The sequence below is a fragment of the Amycolatopsis cynarae genome, assembly GCF_026802195.1.
GTDB classification, from domain to species: Bacteria; Actinomycetota; Actinomycetes; order Mycobacteriales; family Pseudonocardiaceae; genus Amycolatopsis_E; species Amycolatopsis_E rhizosphaerae.
Window position 1 is genome coordinate 2,572,088 of the sequence record NZ_CP113836.1, and the last position, 15,764, is coordinate 2,587,851.

Below are 15,764 nucleotides of genomic sequence, written 5' to 3' on the forward strand. Positions count from 1 at the left end.
AAGATCGGGGGAAAGCGCTCAATTGTCGCCGGGCGCAGAGTTTTTCTGGGGGCGTTGTGACGGCGGACAAGAAGGCCGGGCGGCCTGCGGTGTTGTCGATCGCGGATGTCCCGGTGGCGGCCAGGATACGGGCGAGGGCCCCGCGGCTGACCCGCTCGGTGGTGGCCAGGCTGATGGCCGAACTGCCCGCGTACACCGCGCTCCCGCAGGAGGAGATCGCCGGGGACATCTCGGACATCGTGCAGCGCAGCCTGCGCCTGCTCGCCGACGTCATCGAGCGCCGCCGCCCGGCCGCCGACCACGAACTCGTGCGACAGCGCGAATCGGCGGCACAACGGGCCGAAGAGGGTGTTCCGCTCGATGCCATCCTCAGCGCCTACCAGATCGGGATGACGATGATCTGGCAGGAGATCGCCGGTGCGGCGCGACCGTCCGATTGGGACACCGTGCAGCGGGTGCTGGCGATGGTGATGGATCTCCAGCGGCAGCTGGTTTCCGCGGTCAGCGCCGCCTATCTCGATGCCCGGCAGACCCTCGACCACGAGGAGCACAGCGTCCAGCACGCGATGATGACCGCCCTGCTCGCCGGGGATCCGCTCGAGGAGATCTGCGGACGCACCGGGCTGCGTGCCGCCCCGCGGTACGTCGTGCTGGCGCTGGCGCTGGCACCCCATCCCGACGAAGCCGCCGCCGGGCCGAAGGCGAGGATCGCCACCCGGCGCAAGGTCCGCCGCATCCGCGCCCTGCTCGACCTCTTCGCGGGCGAACCGGCGTTGACCGCCATGGACGGGGCGGGAGGGACGGTGCTGCTGCCCGTGGCCGAGCCGCCAGCCTGGGACGCGTTGCGGGAACTGGTCTCCGAGGCGGCGAAGGCCGCCGACACCGCTATCACCGGCGCGGCCGCGACCGCGGACCCGCCTGGTGTGCCCGCTGCCGTCACCCAGGTCACCGAGGTCCTCGACCTGGTGTCCGGCACGGGACGGCCGCCCGGTCTGTACCGGCTCGCCGACGTCCTGCTCGACTACCAGCTCAGCCGGCCCAGCGCCGCGCTCGACGGGCTCGCCGCGCTCCTGCGGCCGCTGGCGGGCAAACCGGAACTCCTGCGCACCCTGGAGCTCTACCTCGCGCACGACCTCGATCGCCGCCGGACCGGCGCCGCACTGCACGTGCACCCCAACACCGTCGGCTACCGCGTTCGCCGGATCACCGAGCTGACCGGTCTGGACCTTTCCCGGCCGACGGCACTGCCGCTGGTCTTCGCCGCGCTGGCCGCCCACCGTGCCGTCGCCGGAGTCCCCTGACCGTCCACTGTGATCAAGGATGTGGCCGGGGACCGGTCACCGGCGGCGGGGTTTCCCGCGCTTGCCTCCCTGACCCGAGCCGGTGCCACGTCGCGGGTTCTTGCCGGTCGCGGGTTTGCGCCCGCCGTTCTCCGGCCGCTTGCGCTGTGCCTTCTCCGATGCCTTCTCCGATGCCTTCTGCGGTGACTTCGCCTGCGGCTGGGCGGCGGGGCGCCCGCGCGTGCTGTTGACCGTGCGGCCCCGGACCACCCCGATGAACTGCTCCATCAGATCCGTGGTCTCCTCCTCCGGCCAGGACAGCGCGACGCGCGACTGCGGCACGTCGGTGAGCGGCCGGTAGGTGAGGTCCCGGCGGTGGTGCAGCCGGGCGAGCGACTGGGGGACGACAAGCAGTCCCACGCCCGCCGCCACCAGTTCGATGGCGTCCGCGGTCGTGGCGGGGCGCTCGATCGCGGGCCGTCCCGGCGGCCGCTCCCAGCCGAGCGTGTCGTCGAGGGGGTGCAGCACGATCTCGTCGGCCAGGTCCCCCGGGGTGACTTCTTCGGCCGCCCCGGTCGCGGCGAGGAGATGGTCCTTCGGGACGACGACCACGGTCGTCTCGGTGTAGAGGGGGATCGCGTGCAGGCCCGTCCGGTCCGTCGGCAGCCGCAGGAGGACCGCGTCGGCGGCTCCGTCGCGCACGAGCCCGGCGGCCTCGGCCGGGACGGCCGGGACGAGGGACAGCAGGACCCCGGGGTAGCGCTCCTGCCAGATCCGCACCCACTTGCCGGGCGTTACTCCGGGTACATACCCGAGCCGGAAGGCGGGAGGTTCGTCCGAGCTGGTCACGTGGCCAGGTTACCGGGTGTGACTCTCCGGGCCGCGTGCCCGGCCGATACCCTGGACGGCATGACGTCGCAGAAGACCCCCCAGACGATGAAGCCCGCGACCGCGGCGAAGAAGCTGGGTGTGTACCTCGAGGCCACCCCGGCCGAGTTCCGGCAGGGTGTCGTGTCCCGCGACGAGCTGAACGCCCTGCAGGCGGACCCGCCGGAGTGGCTGCGTGAGCTGCGCCGCAACGGGCCGCATCCGCGTCCGGTCGTGGCCGCGAAACTCGGCATCTCCATCGGCGGGCTCGCCCGCGGCGGGATCACCGAGGCCCTCACCACCGAGCAGATCGACGCGTTGAAGGCCGCCAAGCCGGAATGGCTGGAGCGGGAACGCGCCACCCAGGCCGAGGTTCGCAAGGAAGCGCTCCACGTCAAGGAGAAGCACCACCACTCCGGCTCCTGAATTCCGCCGGTCGTTTCGTCCGTTCGTGCTCGACCCGATGATCTCCTGATTGCCCGAACGGTCCTCCTTTGAGGACCGTTCGGGCCCACGTTCGGCCGAACGGGAACCAATCGCGGCTCGTACGCTCTCTAGGATCAATCAGGCCTTGACAGGGACGAGAACCGGGGAGCGCAAGTACGTATGACCAACCCGTTGGTGGCGCAAGCGAAGGATTCCACGACCGCGTTTTCCGGGGTGTCGATCCTGGAGGATGCCCAGGGCCTGGTTTCCAGTATCGAGAGTGGCGATTGGGCTTCGGCGGTTCTCGGCGCGGCGGGGACGGCGATGGACGTGTTGGCGTTCGTGGCGGACCCGTTCGGTTCGATCCTGGCCGCGGGTGTCGGCTGGCTGATGGAGCATGTCGGGCCGCTGAAGGACGCGTTGGACAAACTTGCCGGGAATCCCGACCAGATCACGGCGCATTCGGAGACCTGGAAGAACATTTCGACCGAGTTGGGCCAGGTGTCGACGGATCTGGCGAACCAGGTCAATACGGATATCCAGTCCTGGACCGGTCCCGGTGCGGATGCCTATCGCCAGCAGGCCGGGGAGATGGCGAAGGTCCTCGAAGCCGCGGGCAAGGCATGTGAAGGCGCCTCGAGTGGGGTGAAGACCGCCGGTGAGGTCGTCGCGGCGGTGCGGCAGTTGGTGCGGGACATCATCGCGCAGGTGGTGGGGCACATGGTGTCCTGGGCGCTGCAGGTCCTGTTCACGCTGGGCATCGGGTTGACCTGGGTGGTGCCGCAGGTGGTGAACCTGGTGGCGAAGACCGCGAAGCAGATCGCGGATCTGGTCAAGAAGCTGACCAAGGCGTTGGGCGAGCTGGGCAAGTTGCTGGGCAAGGCCGGTGATCTGTTCAAGGATGCGTCGAAGGGGCTGAGGGGGCTCAAGCCGGGTTCGGCGGCGAAGCCGGGCAAGGTGGACACGTTGCCGTCGGGGGCGAGGAACGTGGACCCGGTGGCGGGCAGGCCGACCACGTCCTCGGGCGCGGGCCACAACGGTTCGGCGGATGCGGGCAAGGTGTCCGCGCCGCCGAAACTCGACGAGGGCGGGGGTGGCACCAAGGCGTCGGGTGCGGGCAAGACCGATGGTGGGAGTGTGGCGCCGCCGCCGAAGCTCGACGAGGGCGCCGGTGGGACCAAGGCGTCGGGTGCGGGGAAGACCGATGGTGGGAGTGTGGCGCCGCCGCCGAAGCTCGACGACGGTGCGGGTGGGACCAAGGCGTCGGGTGCGGGCAAGACCGATGGCGGGAGTGTGGCGCCGCCGCCGAAGCTCGACGAGGGCGCGGGTGGCACCACGGCGTCGGGTGCGGGCGCCAAGGGGGCCGGGAGCAACTCCTCGACCGCCTCGGGCGGCTCGACCCGCGGGGACGCGATCGGCAAGGACACCCGTGTCTGCGACAGCGACCCGGTCGACGTGATGACCGGTGACGTCGTGGCGAACGAGGTCGACCTGAGCTTGTCCGGCCCGGGGGAACTGCTGCTGGAACGCATGCACATCTCGTCCTACCGGGCCGGGCAGTGGTTCGGCCCGTCCTGGTCGTCCACTTTGGACCAGCGGGTCCAGGTGGATGAGGACAACATCCGCTACTTCTCCGCGGACGGCATGATCCTGGTGTATCCGCAACCGGCCGCGGGAGCCTCGGTACTCCCGCTCGAGGGGCCACGGCTGCCGCTGACCCCGGCCGGGACCGGCTTCCGGCTCGACGACCCCGAGCGTGAGCAGAGCCTGTTCTTCGCGCCCGTGGCGGGAAGCCGGGTGGGCGTGCTGCCGCTGGTCGCGCTCGAACAGCGGGACGCCTACCGGGTCGACATCGACCACGACCGGTCGGGAATGCCCGCACGGCTGCGGCACAGCGACGGCCGCGTCGTACGGGTGGCCGGCGCCAGCGGTCGGATCACCGGGATCGAGGTCGTCGAGGCCGGGACCAAACGGGCCGTGAAGGTGGCCGAATTCGGGTACGACGACCGGGGGTACCTCGTCCAGGTCGTCAACTCCTCCGGACTGGCGGCCCGCTACGACTACGACGACCACGGCCGCATGACCGGGTGGCAGGACCGGACGGGCACCTGGTACCGCTACGTCTACGACGACCGGGGGCGCTGCGTCCGCACTCTCGGCTCGGACGGGTTCTTCAGCGGAACGTTCACCTACGACCGCGAACGCCTGATCACCGTCTACACCAACTCGCTCGGCGCGACCACCGAGTACCACTTCACCGCCGAGAGGCAGCTTTCCCGTCGCGTGGATCAGCTGGGCAACGTCACCGCCTTCACCTGGGACCGGTACGACCGGCTGCTGAGCCGGACCGATCCGCTGGGGCTGACCACGTCGTTCGGCTACGACGAACAGGGCACTCTCGCGTCGGTGACCCGGCCGGACGGCTCGGTGCTGCGGGTCACCTCCGGGCCGGACGGGCTGACGATCGAGGCCGACGCCGAGGACGGCACCGTGCTCAGCCGTTTCTATCCCCGGGGTGAGGCGCCGGACCCGTTCGAGGAACCACTCGGCGTCGCCGCACCGTTGCGGGCGGAAAAGCTGAGCGGCGAAAAGGGCGGCGAGCGCGAGGGTGCCGCGGCGCCCGAGGACCGGGATCTGTTCGGCCGGCCCCGGTTCGCGCTCAACCGTTCCCGCCGCCGCGTCGGCCTCGGCTGGACGGTGGAGGGGCAGGAGAACCTGCGCGTGCACCCTTCCGGCGTGCGGGAGATCCGCCGCTACGACCCGGAAGGCAACGAGGTCGAGCACGTCAACGGGGCCGGTTTCGCGACCCGGACCGAGTACGGTCTGTTCGACCTCCCGGTCGCCACGATCGACGCCTCCGGGGCGCGGACCACCTACGCCTACGACACGGAGCTCCGGCTCGTGGCGGTGACCAACCCGCTCGGGCTGAAGTGGACCTACCGCTACGATCCGGCCGGACGGCTGGTCGAGGAGACCGATTTCGACGGTCGGACCTTGCGTTTCACCTACGACCGGGCGGGGCGGCTGGCCACCTCAACCGACGGGACGGGCGGGGTGACCGAGTACGGCTACGACGCGCTCGGAAACGTCGTCGAGCGCCGCGGCCCGACCGGGACCACCCGCTACACCTACGACGCACTCGGCAGGATGACCTCGGCGGTACTGGGCGATGTCGAGCTCAAGGTGGGCTACGACAGCGAAGGCACCGTGCTCAGCGAGTCCGTTGACGGCCGCACGCTGACCTATCGGTACGCGGACGACGGCCGCGTCACCCGGCGCACACCGTCCGGAGTGGACAGTGTGTGGACCTTCGGCGCCGCGGGCGATCCCGTCTCGCTCACCGTCGCCGGGCACACCGTGCGCTTCGGGCACGACACGGGAGGCCGGGAGGTCACGCGCACGGTCGACGGCCGCGTAACCGTCTCCCAGGACTTCGACGCCGACGACAACCTCGTGGCGCAGTCCGTCCAGGGCAGCAACGTCCAGCGACACCGCCGGTTCACCTACCGGCGGGACGGGCTGCTCACCGGGATCGACGACGCGCTGGCCGGGCAGACCCGGCTCGTGCTGGACGCGGCCGGGCGCGTCGTCGAAGTGCACACTCCGCGCGGAAGCGAGGCCTACCGCTACGACGGTGCCGGTAACGTGCTCGAAGCGCGGGAACTGCTCGCGGGGCCGACCGCCGGGGTTCGCCGCTACCACGGCAACAGGCTGGTCTCGGCCGGTGCCGTCGCCTTCGAACACGATCAGCAGGGCCGTGTGCTCGCGCGCCACGAGGGCGGCCGGGTCTGGCGGTACGCCTGGGACGGCCACGACCGTCTGATCGCGCTCGCCACCCCCGAGGGCGACCAGTGGCTCTACCGGTACGACCCGATCGGACGGCGCATCGCCAAGCGACGCGTCACCACCACCGCCTCCGGCGCGCCGAGGGTGGCCGAGTCCTACGAATTCACCTGGAGCGGCGCGCTGCTGGTGGAGCAGGTCCACGTCGACGAGCGGGGCACCCGGACCGTCACCACCTGGGACTACCACCCCGGCGACGACCGGCCCGTGGTCCAGGTCGAGCGGTCGGCCACGCTGGGTGAGCGGTTCTTCGCCATCGTCACCGACCTGATGGGGCGGCCGACGGAACTCGTCGACCCCGCGGGATCGCTGGCGTGGCAGGGAAACGCGGGGCTCTGGGGCCGCGAGCCCGGCCCGGCGGGCACTCCGCTGCGGTTCCCGGGGCAGTACGCCGACGCCGAATCGGGGCTGCACTACAACCTCTACCGCTACTACGATCCCACGACCGGCCGGTACCTGAGCCAGGATCCGCTCGGGCTCGCCCCGGCGCCGAACCCCGCGGCCTACGTCGGCAATCCCCTGGCCGACTGCGACCCGCTCGGCCTCGCCCCGAAGTGCAAGGGCGGGGGGAAGGGCAAGACGCCCGACCGGCCCGGAGGCGGCGACGACGCGGGCAAACTGCCCGGGAAGGGCGGAACCTCGGCGAGCGGGTCGAAGGCCACGCATTCGTTCGGCAAGCAGGACGGGGTCGAGGTGCAGGTCGACTCGCACCAGGGCAAACACCAGGTGGGGGCCACGAGCTTCGGCATGAAGTACACCGGCGGCTCGGGCACGAAGTTCCCCGCCAACGTGGGTGACAAGTGGCACGAGGAGTACTTCTCGAAAGAGGTCGGCAAGTACACCAAGGAGGGCCCGGCCGGCGAACTCGACGCGAAGGTGGCGTCGAAGAAGGACAACCTCGACGCCCACGAGGAGAAGGTCAGCGACCTCAAGAACGAATTCGAGGCCAAGCAGCAGGAGTTCAAGTACGCCAGCAAAGAGGACAAGGCGACCATCAGGCAGGAGGCCTTGGACCTCAAGGAGCAGTACCAGAAGGCTGCCGCCGAGCGGGACGCCGCGAAGCAGGAGTACGACGCCGCGAAGGCGGAACGCGAGAGCCATGGCGAAGGAAACGCGATCCAGTACGACAAGAACGCGAAACCGGACGGCGTCCAGTACGACATGACCACCCAGTGGGTCAAGGAGGGTGACGACGGGCACTGGTTGACGACGTACCACGCGAACCCGGTGAGCAACGACTGGTGGGGGGACTACGGCAAGCAGATCGCCAAGGAGTACAACCTCTGACCCTGAACGCACGGCGGCTTGAGGTGCCGCTGTCCCGTGTGGTGCCGGGGAGCTGCGGTGCGCTCGATGCGCGCCGGGGCTCCCCGGCTCCTGTTCAGCCGGTCACTCGCGGACGTGTGGGGGCGGGCCGGGGCTGATCCGGTCGGCCACCGTGGACTGGAAGTGCGGGCACCGGACGAAGTCCTCGTGCTCGCACTCCAGCGCTCCCTCGATCATGTCGAGCGAGGCCTGTGCCGCCCTGATACGGGCGCGGAGTTCGTCCCGCCGGTGCCGCAGGATCGCGGTACGGGCCGCCCGGCCCGGTGCGGCGATCATGGCACGGATCTCCTCCAGGGCGAACCCGGCCTCCTTCCCGCGCAGGATCACAGGTCGTCCTGGCGATAGCGGCGGCGCGCTCCGGCGGCCCGGGCGGGGGCGAGCAGCCCGATCGACTCCCAGTGCCGCAGCACGTGGGTTGCCAGGCCGAACCGGCCGGCGACCTCGCCGATGCTCAGCGCGGCTCCTCCCCGCGGCTTGACTTCATGTCCACATTAAGAAGCAGCATGGCGATCATGTCCCCTCCGAAGGATGCTCTGATCCAGAGCCTCGATGCCGCGACCCGGCCCCTTCTCTCCGGGCGAGAGTCGTTTCCCCTGGTCCGATAGGGGGAACAGGCTGGTGAACGGCTCGCGAGGACGGGGGCGGGAGAGTGAAGACACAGCGCCTGCACGGCGGAAGGCTGGCGGTCCTGATCATCGCGGTGGCCCTGGTACTCGGTGTCGCGACGACCGCGGTGCTCGCCGCGACCGGGGTCTTCCGTCCCACGCCGTCCGCCACCCGCTGCGGCGCGCCCGTCCTGCCGGGGCAGGTGGTGGACGTGACCGCCTCGGACAGTGGCCGCGGGATGATGGGCGGCTCCGGGATGATGCGGCTGTGGGTGCGCCCAGCCACGGTGCGGCCCGGGCAGGTGTCGCTGCGGGTGTTCAACGCGGGCAGTCAGGCACACGAGGTGCTCGTGCTGCCGCTCGCGGCGGATCAGACGGCCGGGAACCTTCCGGTCGGCAGCGACGGGAAGGTGGACGAGACCGGCAGCCTGGGCGAGGCGTCGAACAACTGCGGCGCGGGGGAGGGCGACGGCATCGAACCGGGCGCGCTGGGCTGGACCACGGTGACGCTGCAACCGGGCCGCTACGAGCTGTTGTGCAACATGCCCGGGCACTACGCCGCCGGTATGTACACCGAACTGGACGTCACGGGAGCCTAGTAGTGGCCGTGAAGGGTCCCTTCACGGCGCGGGGAGCCCAACCCGGACCCCGTCCCGGTGCCCGGCGACTTCGTCGTTGACATCCGCTCGCCAGGAGTTCACCATTATGCCGTTGGTATACCAGCCGTATTATGGAGCCGCCCGGCGGTCGCCAGGGGTTCCCGGCACCACCTCCGCCTCAGCGTAGGGCGAGGATCTTCTGGGTGGCGGCCAGGTGATCGGTGATGGCGGCGATCGCGGCGTCCGCATCACCGGAGTCCACAGCGGACAGGATCGCGCGGTGCTCGTCCACCACCTCGGCCCGGCGGCCCGGGGTGGCCGCCACCGCGGACAGGCCGGTCCGCAACTGGCGGGTCCGCAACCCCCGGTACGCCTTGAGGATCAACGTGTTCCCCGCCGCTTCCACGAGAGAGGAATGAAAGTGCAGATCCTGTGCCAGGAACTCGCCGGGCTCGTCCCCGCCGGCCAGTTTCTCCTGCGCGGCCAGCGCATCGTGCATGGCCCGGACCGGAGTGCACCGCCGGCCGATCACCACGCGGGCGGCGTTGGTCTCCAGCAGTTCCCGGAACCCCATCAGTTCGTTGATGTCCGACGGTGTCAGCGGGGCCAGGTAGGCGCCCCGGCGCGGGATCAGCTCGATCAGGTCTTCGGCGGCGAGGATCAGCAGCGCCTCGCGCACGGGAGTTCGCGAAACCCCTACCTGCGCCGCGATCTCCCGCTCGTCCATGAAGCGCCCGACCGAAGCCGGGTTGGAGATCACCGAGTCCCGGACGTAGGCGTACACCTTGTCACGCTCGCTCATCGGCCGCCTCCTGGTCGGGATACCGCTGGTATACCACTGTCCACCGAGCACACGAACGAGGTGGCGACATGCGCGTAGCACTCTGCCAGTTCTCGGCGGGGGACGATCCGGACGCCAATCTCGCGGCGATCGTCGAGCAGGCGGGCAAGGCCGCGGCGGACGGTGCCCGGCTCGTCGTGTTCCCCGAAGCCGCCATGGCCCGCTTCGGTGGCGACCTTGCGGCCGTCGCGCAACCCCTCGACGGTCCGTGGGCGAGCGCGATCATCGACGCCGCCCGGGCACTGGGCGTGGTGATCGTCGCGGGCATGTTCGTGCCCGCCCCCGGCGGCAGGGTGGCCAACACCCTCCTCGTCGCCGGCGCCGGAAAACCCCTGCACTACGACAAAATCCACCTCTTCGACGCCTTCGGGTACGCGGAGTCCGACACCGTCGCCCCCGGCCGGGCGCCGCTGCTGGCCGAGGTCGACGGGGTCACCTTGGGCTTCGCCACCTGCTACGACGTGCGGTTCCCGGAGTTGTTCGTCGACCTCGCGCTGCGCGGCGCCCAGGTGATCGTGCTGCCCACGTCCTGGGGCGCCGGGCCGGGCAAACTCGCCCAGTGGGAGACCCTGGTCCGCGCCCGGGCGCTGGACGCGACCACCTGGCTGCTCGCGGTCGACCAGGCCGCTCCCGAACTGCCCGGAGCGGCGGGGGCGCCGCTGGGGATCGGCCACTCCATGATCGTCGGACCGGACGGTGCGGAGCACGGTCGGCTGGACGAGCGGCCGGGCATGCTCGTGGCCGACCTCGATCCTGGCGCCGTCGCCGAAGTCCGGGGCACGATCCCGGTGCTGGCCAATCGCGCCTACCGGCTGCTGCCGCCGCCGTGAGCCTCAAAGCCAGTCGCGCCGCCTGAACACGACGTACAGCGCGGCGGAAAGGACCACGATGACGGCCGTGGAGACCCAGAAGCCCCAGATCTGGTCGAACCCCGGATAGGGGATGTTCTGGCCGTAGAACCCGGTGATCGCGGTGGGCACCGCGATGATGGCGGCCCAGCTGGTGACCTTCTTCATGATCGTGTTGAGCCGGTTGCCCTGGAGGTTGAGCTGGGTCTCCCGGATGGTCGTGACCAGGTCCCGCAGTGATTCGGTCCATTCCGTGGCGCGCAGAACGTGGTCGTAGACGTCCTGGTAGTAGGGCATGAGCACGTCGTCGACGATGTGGAAGTCGCGGCGCATCAGCGCGTTCACGACCTCCCGCATGGGCAGGACCACCCGGCGCAGGGTGACCAGGCTCTTGCGCAGGTGCAGGGAGCGCCGCTGCATGTCCTTGTGGTCGATGTCCTCGGCGAAGACCAGGTCTTCCAGCGCCTCGATTTCCTCGTCGAGGGCCTGCACGGCGTCGAAATGGCTGTCGACGACGTGGTCGAGCAAGCCGTGCACGAGGAAGCCGACCCCGCTTTTGCCCAGTTCCGCCGCGGAATCCCAGCGCCGGACCACGTCGTCGATGTCGAAGTCCTCGTCCTTGCGGACGGTGACCAGGGCCCGCTCGGTGAGGAACGCGGCGACCTCGGCCTTGCCGAGCACCCCGGTGGCGGGGTCGAGGCGGACGGCGTAGGCGGTGAGGAACGCGTGGGTGTCGTAGCGGTCGAGCTTGGGACGCTGGTGTTCGTGCACCGCATCCTCCACAGCGAGCTGGTGCAGGCTCAGTTCCTCGGCGATGGTCGCGAGGTCCTCTTCGGTGGGGGCGCACATGTCCAGCCAGACCGTGGCGCCCGGATCGGCCAGATGGTCGGAAATGTCGGCTGCGGGGAAGTTCTCGGCTTCCAGGACGCCGTTGCGGTAGAGACGGGTGCGGGCCATGGCGCCCCACGGTAGAGACCGGCTCGGCACCAGCCCACCCCGGGCCGGAAATCATCCTTTTCGCGAGATGCGGCGTGCGGGCCGGCGGGCGGAGGGTGAAGGACGCCCGGAAATCCGGTCCGGGCAACGGGATGCGGTGGGCCGGGGGAGAGGGGTTGGTGCCGATGACCGAGTTCGGGGACGAAGCCGGGGCCGACCTCGCGCCGCTGCGCGCGGTGGCCGACGCCCTCCTCTACGAGGGCTACCAGCTCCACCCCTGCCGTGAATCCTCGCCCCGGAACGTCGCCCGGCGGCAGTCCGGGGTGCTGGCCCCGCGGCCGTGGGTCGAGCGCGACGGGCCCGTCGCGGCGGTCGTCGCCGGTTCGGTGGAATCGTGGCGCCAGCAGACCGAATGTGTCGTCGAGGCCCGTGAGGGTGACGACGTCACGCTCCGGGCGCGGATCCGGTTCCTGCAGGCACAGGGGAAAAGCGTCGAGCAACGAGGGCCCGGCGGCCGGTACACCGGCGTGGAGTCGCTCGACGTCGGCGGAACCCGGCATCTGTCCTTCGACGAGGCCGTACCGCACGAGGCGGACCTCGTCGTGCCGTTCGGCGAACTGGTGGAAGACGGTTTCACGGCCGGGATCGGCGCTCCCAGCGGGGAGGAGACCTCGTCCTTGGGCGCCGTGGGCCGGGTGGTGCGCCGCCGGTGGCCGCTCGAAGCGGTGGCGAGGCTGCGTGCCGAACCGGTCGAAGGACAGGACGGGGTGTACCGGTTGCGCGTCCGCATCGAGAACACGAACACGACGATCGGCCCCGGGGCTTCCCGTGCGGTGGCGCTGCGTCAGGCACTCATCGCCACCCACACCCTGCTGGGTGGGCGCGGGTTGCGTTTCGTGTCGCTGCTGAAACCGCCGGAGTGGGCGAGACGGCCCGTCGCCGCCTGCCAGAACATCCACACCTTCCCGGTCCTCGCCGGACCGTACGGCAGCCGTGAACACCTGCTTTCGGCGCCGATCCCGCTCTACGACTACCCGCGGACCACCCCGTGCTCCGGCGGCGACCGGCGGGACGCGACCGAGCCGCTCCCGGCATGACCACCGCATCGCCGGGCGGAGCCCGGTCACGGATGGTCGGCGGGCACCGGGGCCTGTGCTCCCGAAGGCCGCTCGCCCCGGAGTCTGCCGAGCAGCCGGTCACCTTCGAGGTCCAGACGAGGGAGGACCCGGTCGAGCCGGCGCGGGATCCACCACGCGCGCTCCCCGACGATCGCCAGCACCGCCGGAACCAGGGTCATGCGCACGAGGAAGGCGTCCACCAGGATGCCGACGGCGAGGGCGAACCCGACCTGCACGACCATCGGGTCGGCGTTGAACGCGAATCCGGCGAACACCGAGATCATGATGACCGCCGCCGCGGTCACCACACGGCCCGCGGTGGCGAAGCCGGAGGTGATCGCCCGGTGCGCGGTCTCGCCGTGGACGTGGGCTTCGCGGATCGAGCTGACCAGGAAGACCTGGTAGTCCATGGCGAGCCCGTAGAGCACGCCGGTGACCACGATCGGGAGCAGACTGAGCACGGGGGCGGTGGCGTCGAGTCCGAGCAGTCCCCGCAGCCAGCCCCACTGGAACACCGCGGTGGTCACGCCGAGGGTGGCGCCGACGCTGAGCAGGAACCCGACGGTGGCCTTGACCGGCACGACGAGGGAACGGAACACGAGCAGCAGGACGAGCAGCGACAGACCGAACACGGTGGCCAGATAGACCGGCAGGGCCGCGGCGATCCGGGCGGAGACGTCCAGGGCGAGAGCGGTGAACCCGGTGGTGCCGAGGGAAACGCCGTCCTGCCGTGCGAGCTGTCTGGCCCGGTCGCGAAGGGTACGGACCAGTTGCCGGGTTTCCTCGTCGTTCGGCCCGCCCGCGGGGATGACGCTCAGGATCGCGGTGTCCCCGCCGCCGTTCGTGCCTGCCAGGGAGACCGAGACGGCTCCGGGCATCGCCCGGAGCGCGGCGGCGACCCGCCCCAGGGTCTCCGGCGCGATCGCTGTGCCGGGGACGGTGTTACGGGCCACGACCGTCAGTGGTCCGTTGTAGCCGGGGCCGAAGGCCCGGCTGACGGCGTCGAAGCTCTGCCGCTGGGCGGTGCCGGAGTGGTAGCTGGCGCCGGAAGGAAGACCGAGTTTCATGTCCAGTGCGGGCAGGGCCAGCACGGCGGGGATCACCAGTGCGCAGGCGAGCGCGAGGTGACGGTGCCGCACCAGCCGGCCCGGCCAGCGCGGGGCCGCCTTGGGGCCGGTGGTGCGGGGTTTCGCGCGGGCCCTGGCCGAGCACACCCGTTCGCCGAGCAGCCCGAGCAGGGCGGGCAGCAGGGGCACGGCCGCCAGCACCGCGATGGCCACCGTCGCCGCGGCGACCAGTGCCATGGTGGTGAACAGCGTGATGCCCACGACGAGCAGGCCCGCCAGTGCGATGACGACGGTGCTGCCCGCGAAGAAGACGGCCGTGCCCGCCGTGCCGACGGCCCGAGCGGTCGCTTCCCTCGCGTCGAGGCCTTCGCCGAGGATCAGGCGGCGTTCCCGGTTCACGATGAACAGGGCGTAGTCGATCCCCACCGCCAGCCCGAGCATGAGGGCCAGAACCGCGCTCAGGGAATGCATTTCCAGCACGTGCGACAGCGCGAAGGCGCCGCCGACCCCGAGTGCGACACCGGTGAGTGCGATGATCAGCGGCAGCCCGGCGGCGAGCACCGAGCCCAGCGTGATCACCAGCACGATCGCGGCCACGGCCAGGCCGGTGATCTCGCCCGCCCCGGCCAGTTCCGGAATCTCGATCATGGATGCACCGGGCAGTACCCGGATGCCCAGCCCGGACACCGGGGCCCGGGCCACGTCGAGGGTGCGCGCGACGGTGCCCGCGGGCAGTTCGTAGGTCTGGACGTCGAACTGAAACTGCAGCAGGGCCACCAGGCCGTCGGCGGAGACCAGCACGCCCGGGACCGCACCGCCGTCGGCCGGCAGGGGGGCGGGTCCTCCTGGCGCCGGGCCGCCGCTCGCCCCGGCCACCGCGGCACTGGCGCGCAGCAGGGCGCTGTCGGGGCCCTTCGCCACTTCCGCGGCCAGCACCCGCCGCGGGTCGACGACGTGCGGGCACCGGTACACGCCGTCGACCGCCGCGACGAGCGCCTGCCTGCCGGGGCCCGCGTCGAGCCGGGTGCCCTCCGGGGCGCGGAAGGCCACCATGCCCTGGCCGCCCGCGGCCTCCGGCATGGCCGCCGCGAGTTCGTCGATGACCTGCTGGGACGGGGTTCCGTCGATGCGCACCTCGTTGCTGACGTGCACGGGGAAGGCCAGCAGCAGTCCGGCCAGCGCGGCGAGCACCGCGGTCCAGCCGCCGATCAGCCACCACCGCCGGGTAAAGGCGAACCTGCCGATCCGGTAGAGCAGCACGGACATCGGACACCTCCCGGAACCGATAGTGAACTATCGAAACGAGAGGGGACTATCACCCATTCGTGTCAAAGGCTCGGTTAGCGTGGACCCAGGTGAAGAGGAGGTGGCCGTGCTGGGAAGGGACTCTCGTGCACCGCGCCGCAGGGTGGACGCGCTGTCGAACACGGCGCGGATCATCGCGGCCGCACGGCGGGTGTTCGGCAGGGGGGACGGTTCCGGTTCCCTGGAGAAGATCGCGGCCGAGGCCGGTGTCGGAATCGCCACGCTCTACCGGCACTTCCCGAATCGCGAGGCCCTCGCGCGCGCGGTGTTCGACGATCTGTTCGACACCGAGATCGCCCCCATGCTCCAGGGCGTGGCCCACGGCGGCACGCTGCGCGGATCGCTGACGGACGTGGTCGAACGGATCCTCGACCTGCTCATCGAGGAACGCGGGCTGATCTCCTTCGCAGGGAACTTCATCGAGCTCGCGAGCGAAACCCTCAGCCGCTTCGCCCAGCCGCTCCGGGAACTGCTGGGCAGGGCACAGGCCGGCGGTGAGGTCCGGCAGGACCTCCTCGCCGAGGACCTGCCCCGCATCCTCGTGATGGGGGTGGCCGCGCTGACGCTCCCCGGCACGACCAAGGCCGTCCGGAACCGGTATCTCACTCTGATCTTCGACGCACTCGACGTGCGGGGAGCCACCCCGCTGCCCCCGCTCGAAGGGTGGGACCGCGAGCGGTGAGCCCGGCGATCCGGCGAGGAT

General features: G+C 70.8%; 13 protein-coding genes. 7 read left to right on the forward strand and 6 right to left on the reverse strand.

Translation table 11 applies throughout. The features are described 5' to 3' along the window. Positions 1 to 56: 56 nt before the first annotated feature. Complete coding sequence (locus ORV05_RS12190; RefSeq protein ID WP_268758583.1) at positions 57 to 1,301, forward strand: PucR family transcriptional regulator; 1,245 nt, start codon at positions 57 to 59, stop codon at positions 1,299 to 1,301. A gap of 36 nt (positions 1,302 to 1,337) precedes the next feature. Here the strand turns inward: ORV05_RS12190 and ORV05_RS12195 are convergent, their stop codons facing one another. Then, positions 1,338 to 2,129 (reverse strand): LysR family substrate-binding domain-containing protein, encoded by a 792-nt coding sequence (locus tag ORV05_RS12195; RefSeq protein ID WP_268758584.1) that lies wholly within the window; start codon positions 2,127 to 2,129, stop codon positions 1,338 to 1,340. 60 nt (positions 2,130 to 2,189) lie between these two features. Between ORV05_RS12195 and ORV05_RS12200 the strand changes: the two genes are divergently transcribed. Both ORV05_RS12200 and ORV05_RS12205 read left to right on the forward strand, forming a co-directional pair. Beyond that, positions 2,190 to 2,573, forward strand: coding sequence for a DUF5997 family protein (locus ORV05_RS12200; protein ID WP_268758585.1), 384 nt, complete (start codon positions 2,190 to 2,192; stop codon positions 2,571 to 2,573). Positions 2,574 to 2,753: 180 nt separating this feature from the next. Continuing rightward, positions 2,754 to 7,703, forward strand: coding sequence for an RHS repeat-associated core domain-containing protein (locus ORV05_RS12205; RefSeq protein WP_268758586.1), 4,950 nt, complete (start codon positions 2,754 to 2,756; stop codon positions 7,701 to 7,703). Between the two features lie 102 nt (positions 7,704 to 7,805). Here ORV05_RS12205 and ORV05_RS12210 read toward each other — a convergent pair whose 3' ends face one another. Both ORV05_RS12210 and ORV05_RS12215 read right to left on the reverse strand, forming a co-directional pair. Continuing rightward, positions 7,806 to 8,069, reverse strand: coding sequence for a MerR family DNA-binding protein (locus tag ORV05_RS12210; protein ID WP_268758587.1), 264 nt, complete (start codon positions 8,067 to 8,069; stop codon positions 7,806 to 7,808). Continuing rightward, positions 8,066 to 8,152: a MerR family DNA-binding transcriptional regulator gene (locus ORV05_RS12215; protein WP_268759766.1), complete on the reverse strand. Its 87-nt coding sequence runs from the start codon at positions 8,150 to 8,152 to the stop codon at positions 8,066 to 8,068. The genes ORV05_RS12210 and ORV05_RS12215 overlap by 4 nt, the downstream gene beginning before the upstream one ends. Positions 8,153 to 8,391: 239 nt before the next feature. On the opposite strand from ORV05_RS12215, the gene ORV05_RS12220 reads away from it, so the two are divergent. Beyond that, the gene (locus tag ORV05_RS12220) at positions 8,392 to 8,946 is read left to right on the forward strand and encodes a sulfocyanin-like copper-binding protein (protein ID WP_268758588.1); all 555 of its coding nucleotides are present in this window, start codon (positions 8,392 to 8,394) and stop codon (positions 8,944 to 8,946) included. A 178-nt stretch (positions 8,947 to 9,124) separates the two neighbouring features. On the opposite strand, the gene ORV05_RS12225 is transcribed toward ORV05_RS12220, so the two are convergent. Then, a complete protein-coding gene (locus tag ORV05_RS12225; RefSeq protein WP_268758589.1) occupies positions 9,125 to 9,748 on the reverse strand; it encodes a GntR family transcriptional regulator in 624 nt (207 codons plus the stop codon). Between the two features lie 68 nt (positions 9,749 to 9,816). Between ORV05_RS12225 and ORV05_RS12230 the strand changes: the two genes are divergently transcribed. Next, positions 9,817 to 10,617, forward strand: a complete 801-nt coding sequence (locus ORV05_RS12230) for a carbon-nitrogen hydrolase family protein (RefSeq protein ID WP_268758590.1) — start codon at positions 9,817 to 9,819, stop codon at positions 10,615 to 10,617. A 3-nt stretch (positions 10,618 to 10,620) separates the two neighbouring features. Here the strand turns inward: ORV05_RS12230 and ORV05_RS12235 are convergent, their stop codons facing one another. Further along, positions 10,621 to 11,592 carry a magnesium transporter CorA family protein gene (locus ORV05_RS12235; protein WP_268758591.1) on the reverse strand — a complete coding sequence of 324 codons (972 nt, stop codon included), beginning with the start codon at positions 11,590 to 11,592 and terminating at the stop codon, positions 10,621 to 10,623. Positions 11,593 to 11,756: 164 nt separating this feature from the next. Between ORV05_RS12235 and ORV05_RS12240 the strand changes: the two genes are divergently transcribed. Then, the gene (locus ORV05_RS12240) at positions 11,757 to 12,668 is read left to right on the forward strand and encodes a hypothetical protein (protein WP_268758592.1); all 912 of its coding nucleotides are present in this window, start codon (positions 11,757 to 11,759) and stop codon (positions 12,666 to 12,668) included. A gap of 26 nt (positions 12,669 to 12,694) precedes the next feature. Here ORV05_RS12240 and ORV05_RS12245 read toward each other — a convergent pair whose 3' ends face one another. Next, positions 12,695 to 15,022, reverse strand: coding sequence for an MMPL family transporter (locus ORV05_RS12245; protein WP_268758593.1), 2,328 nt, complete (start codon positions 15,020 to 15,022; stop codon positions 12,695 to 12,697). A gap of 106 nt (positions 15,023 to 15,128) precedes the next feature. Between ORV05_RS12245 and ORV05_RS12250 the strand changes: the two genes are divergently transcribed. Further along, positions 15,129 to 15,743, forward strand: a complete 615-nt coding sequence (locus ORV05_RS12250; RefSeq protein ID WP_268758594.1) for a TetR/AcrR family transcriptional regulator — start codon at positions 15,129 to 15,131, stop codon at positions 15,741 to 15,743. Positions 15,744 to 15,764: the final 21 nt, after the last annotated feature.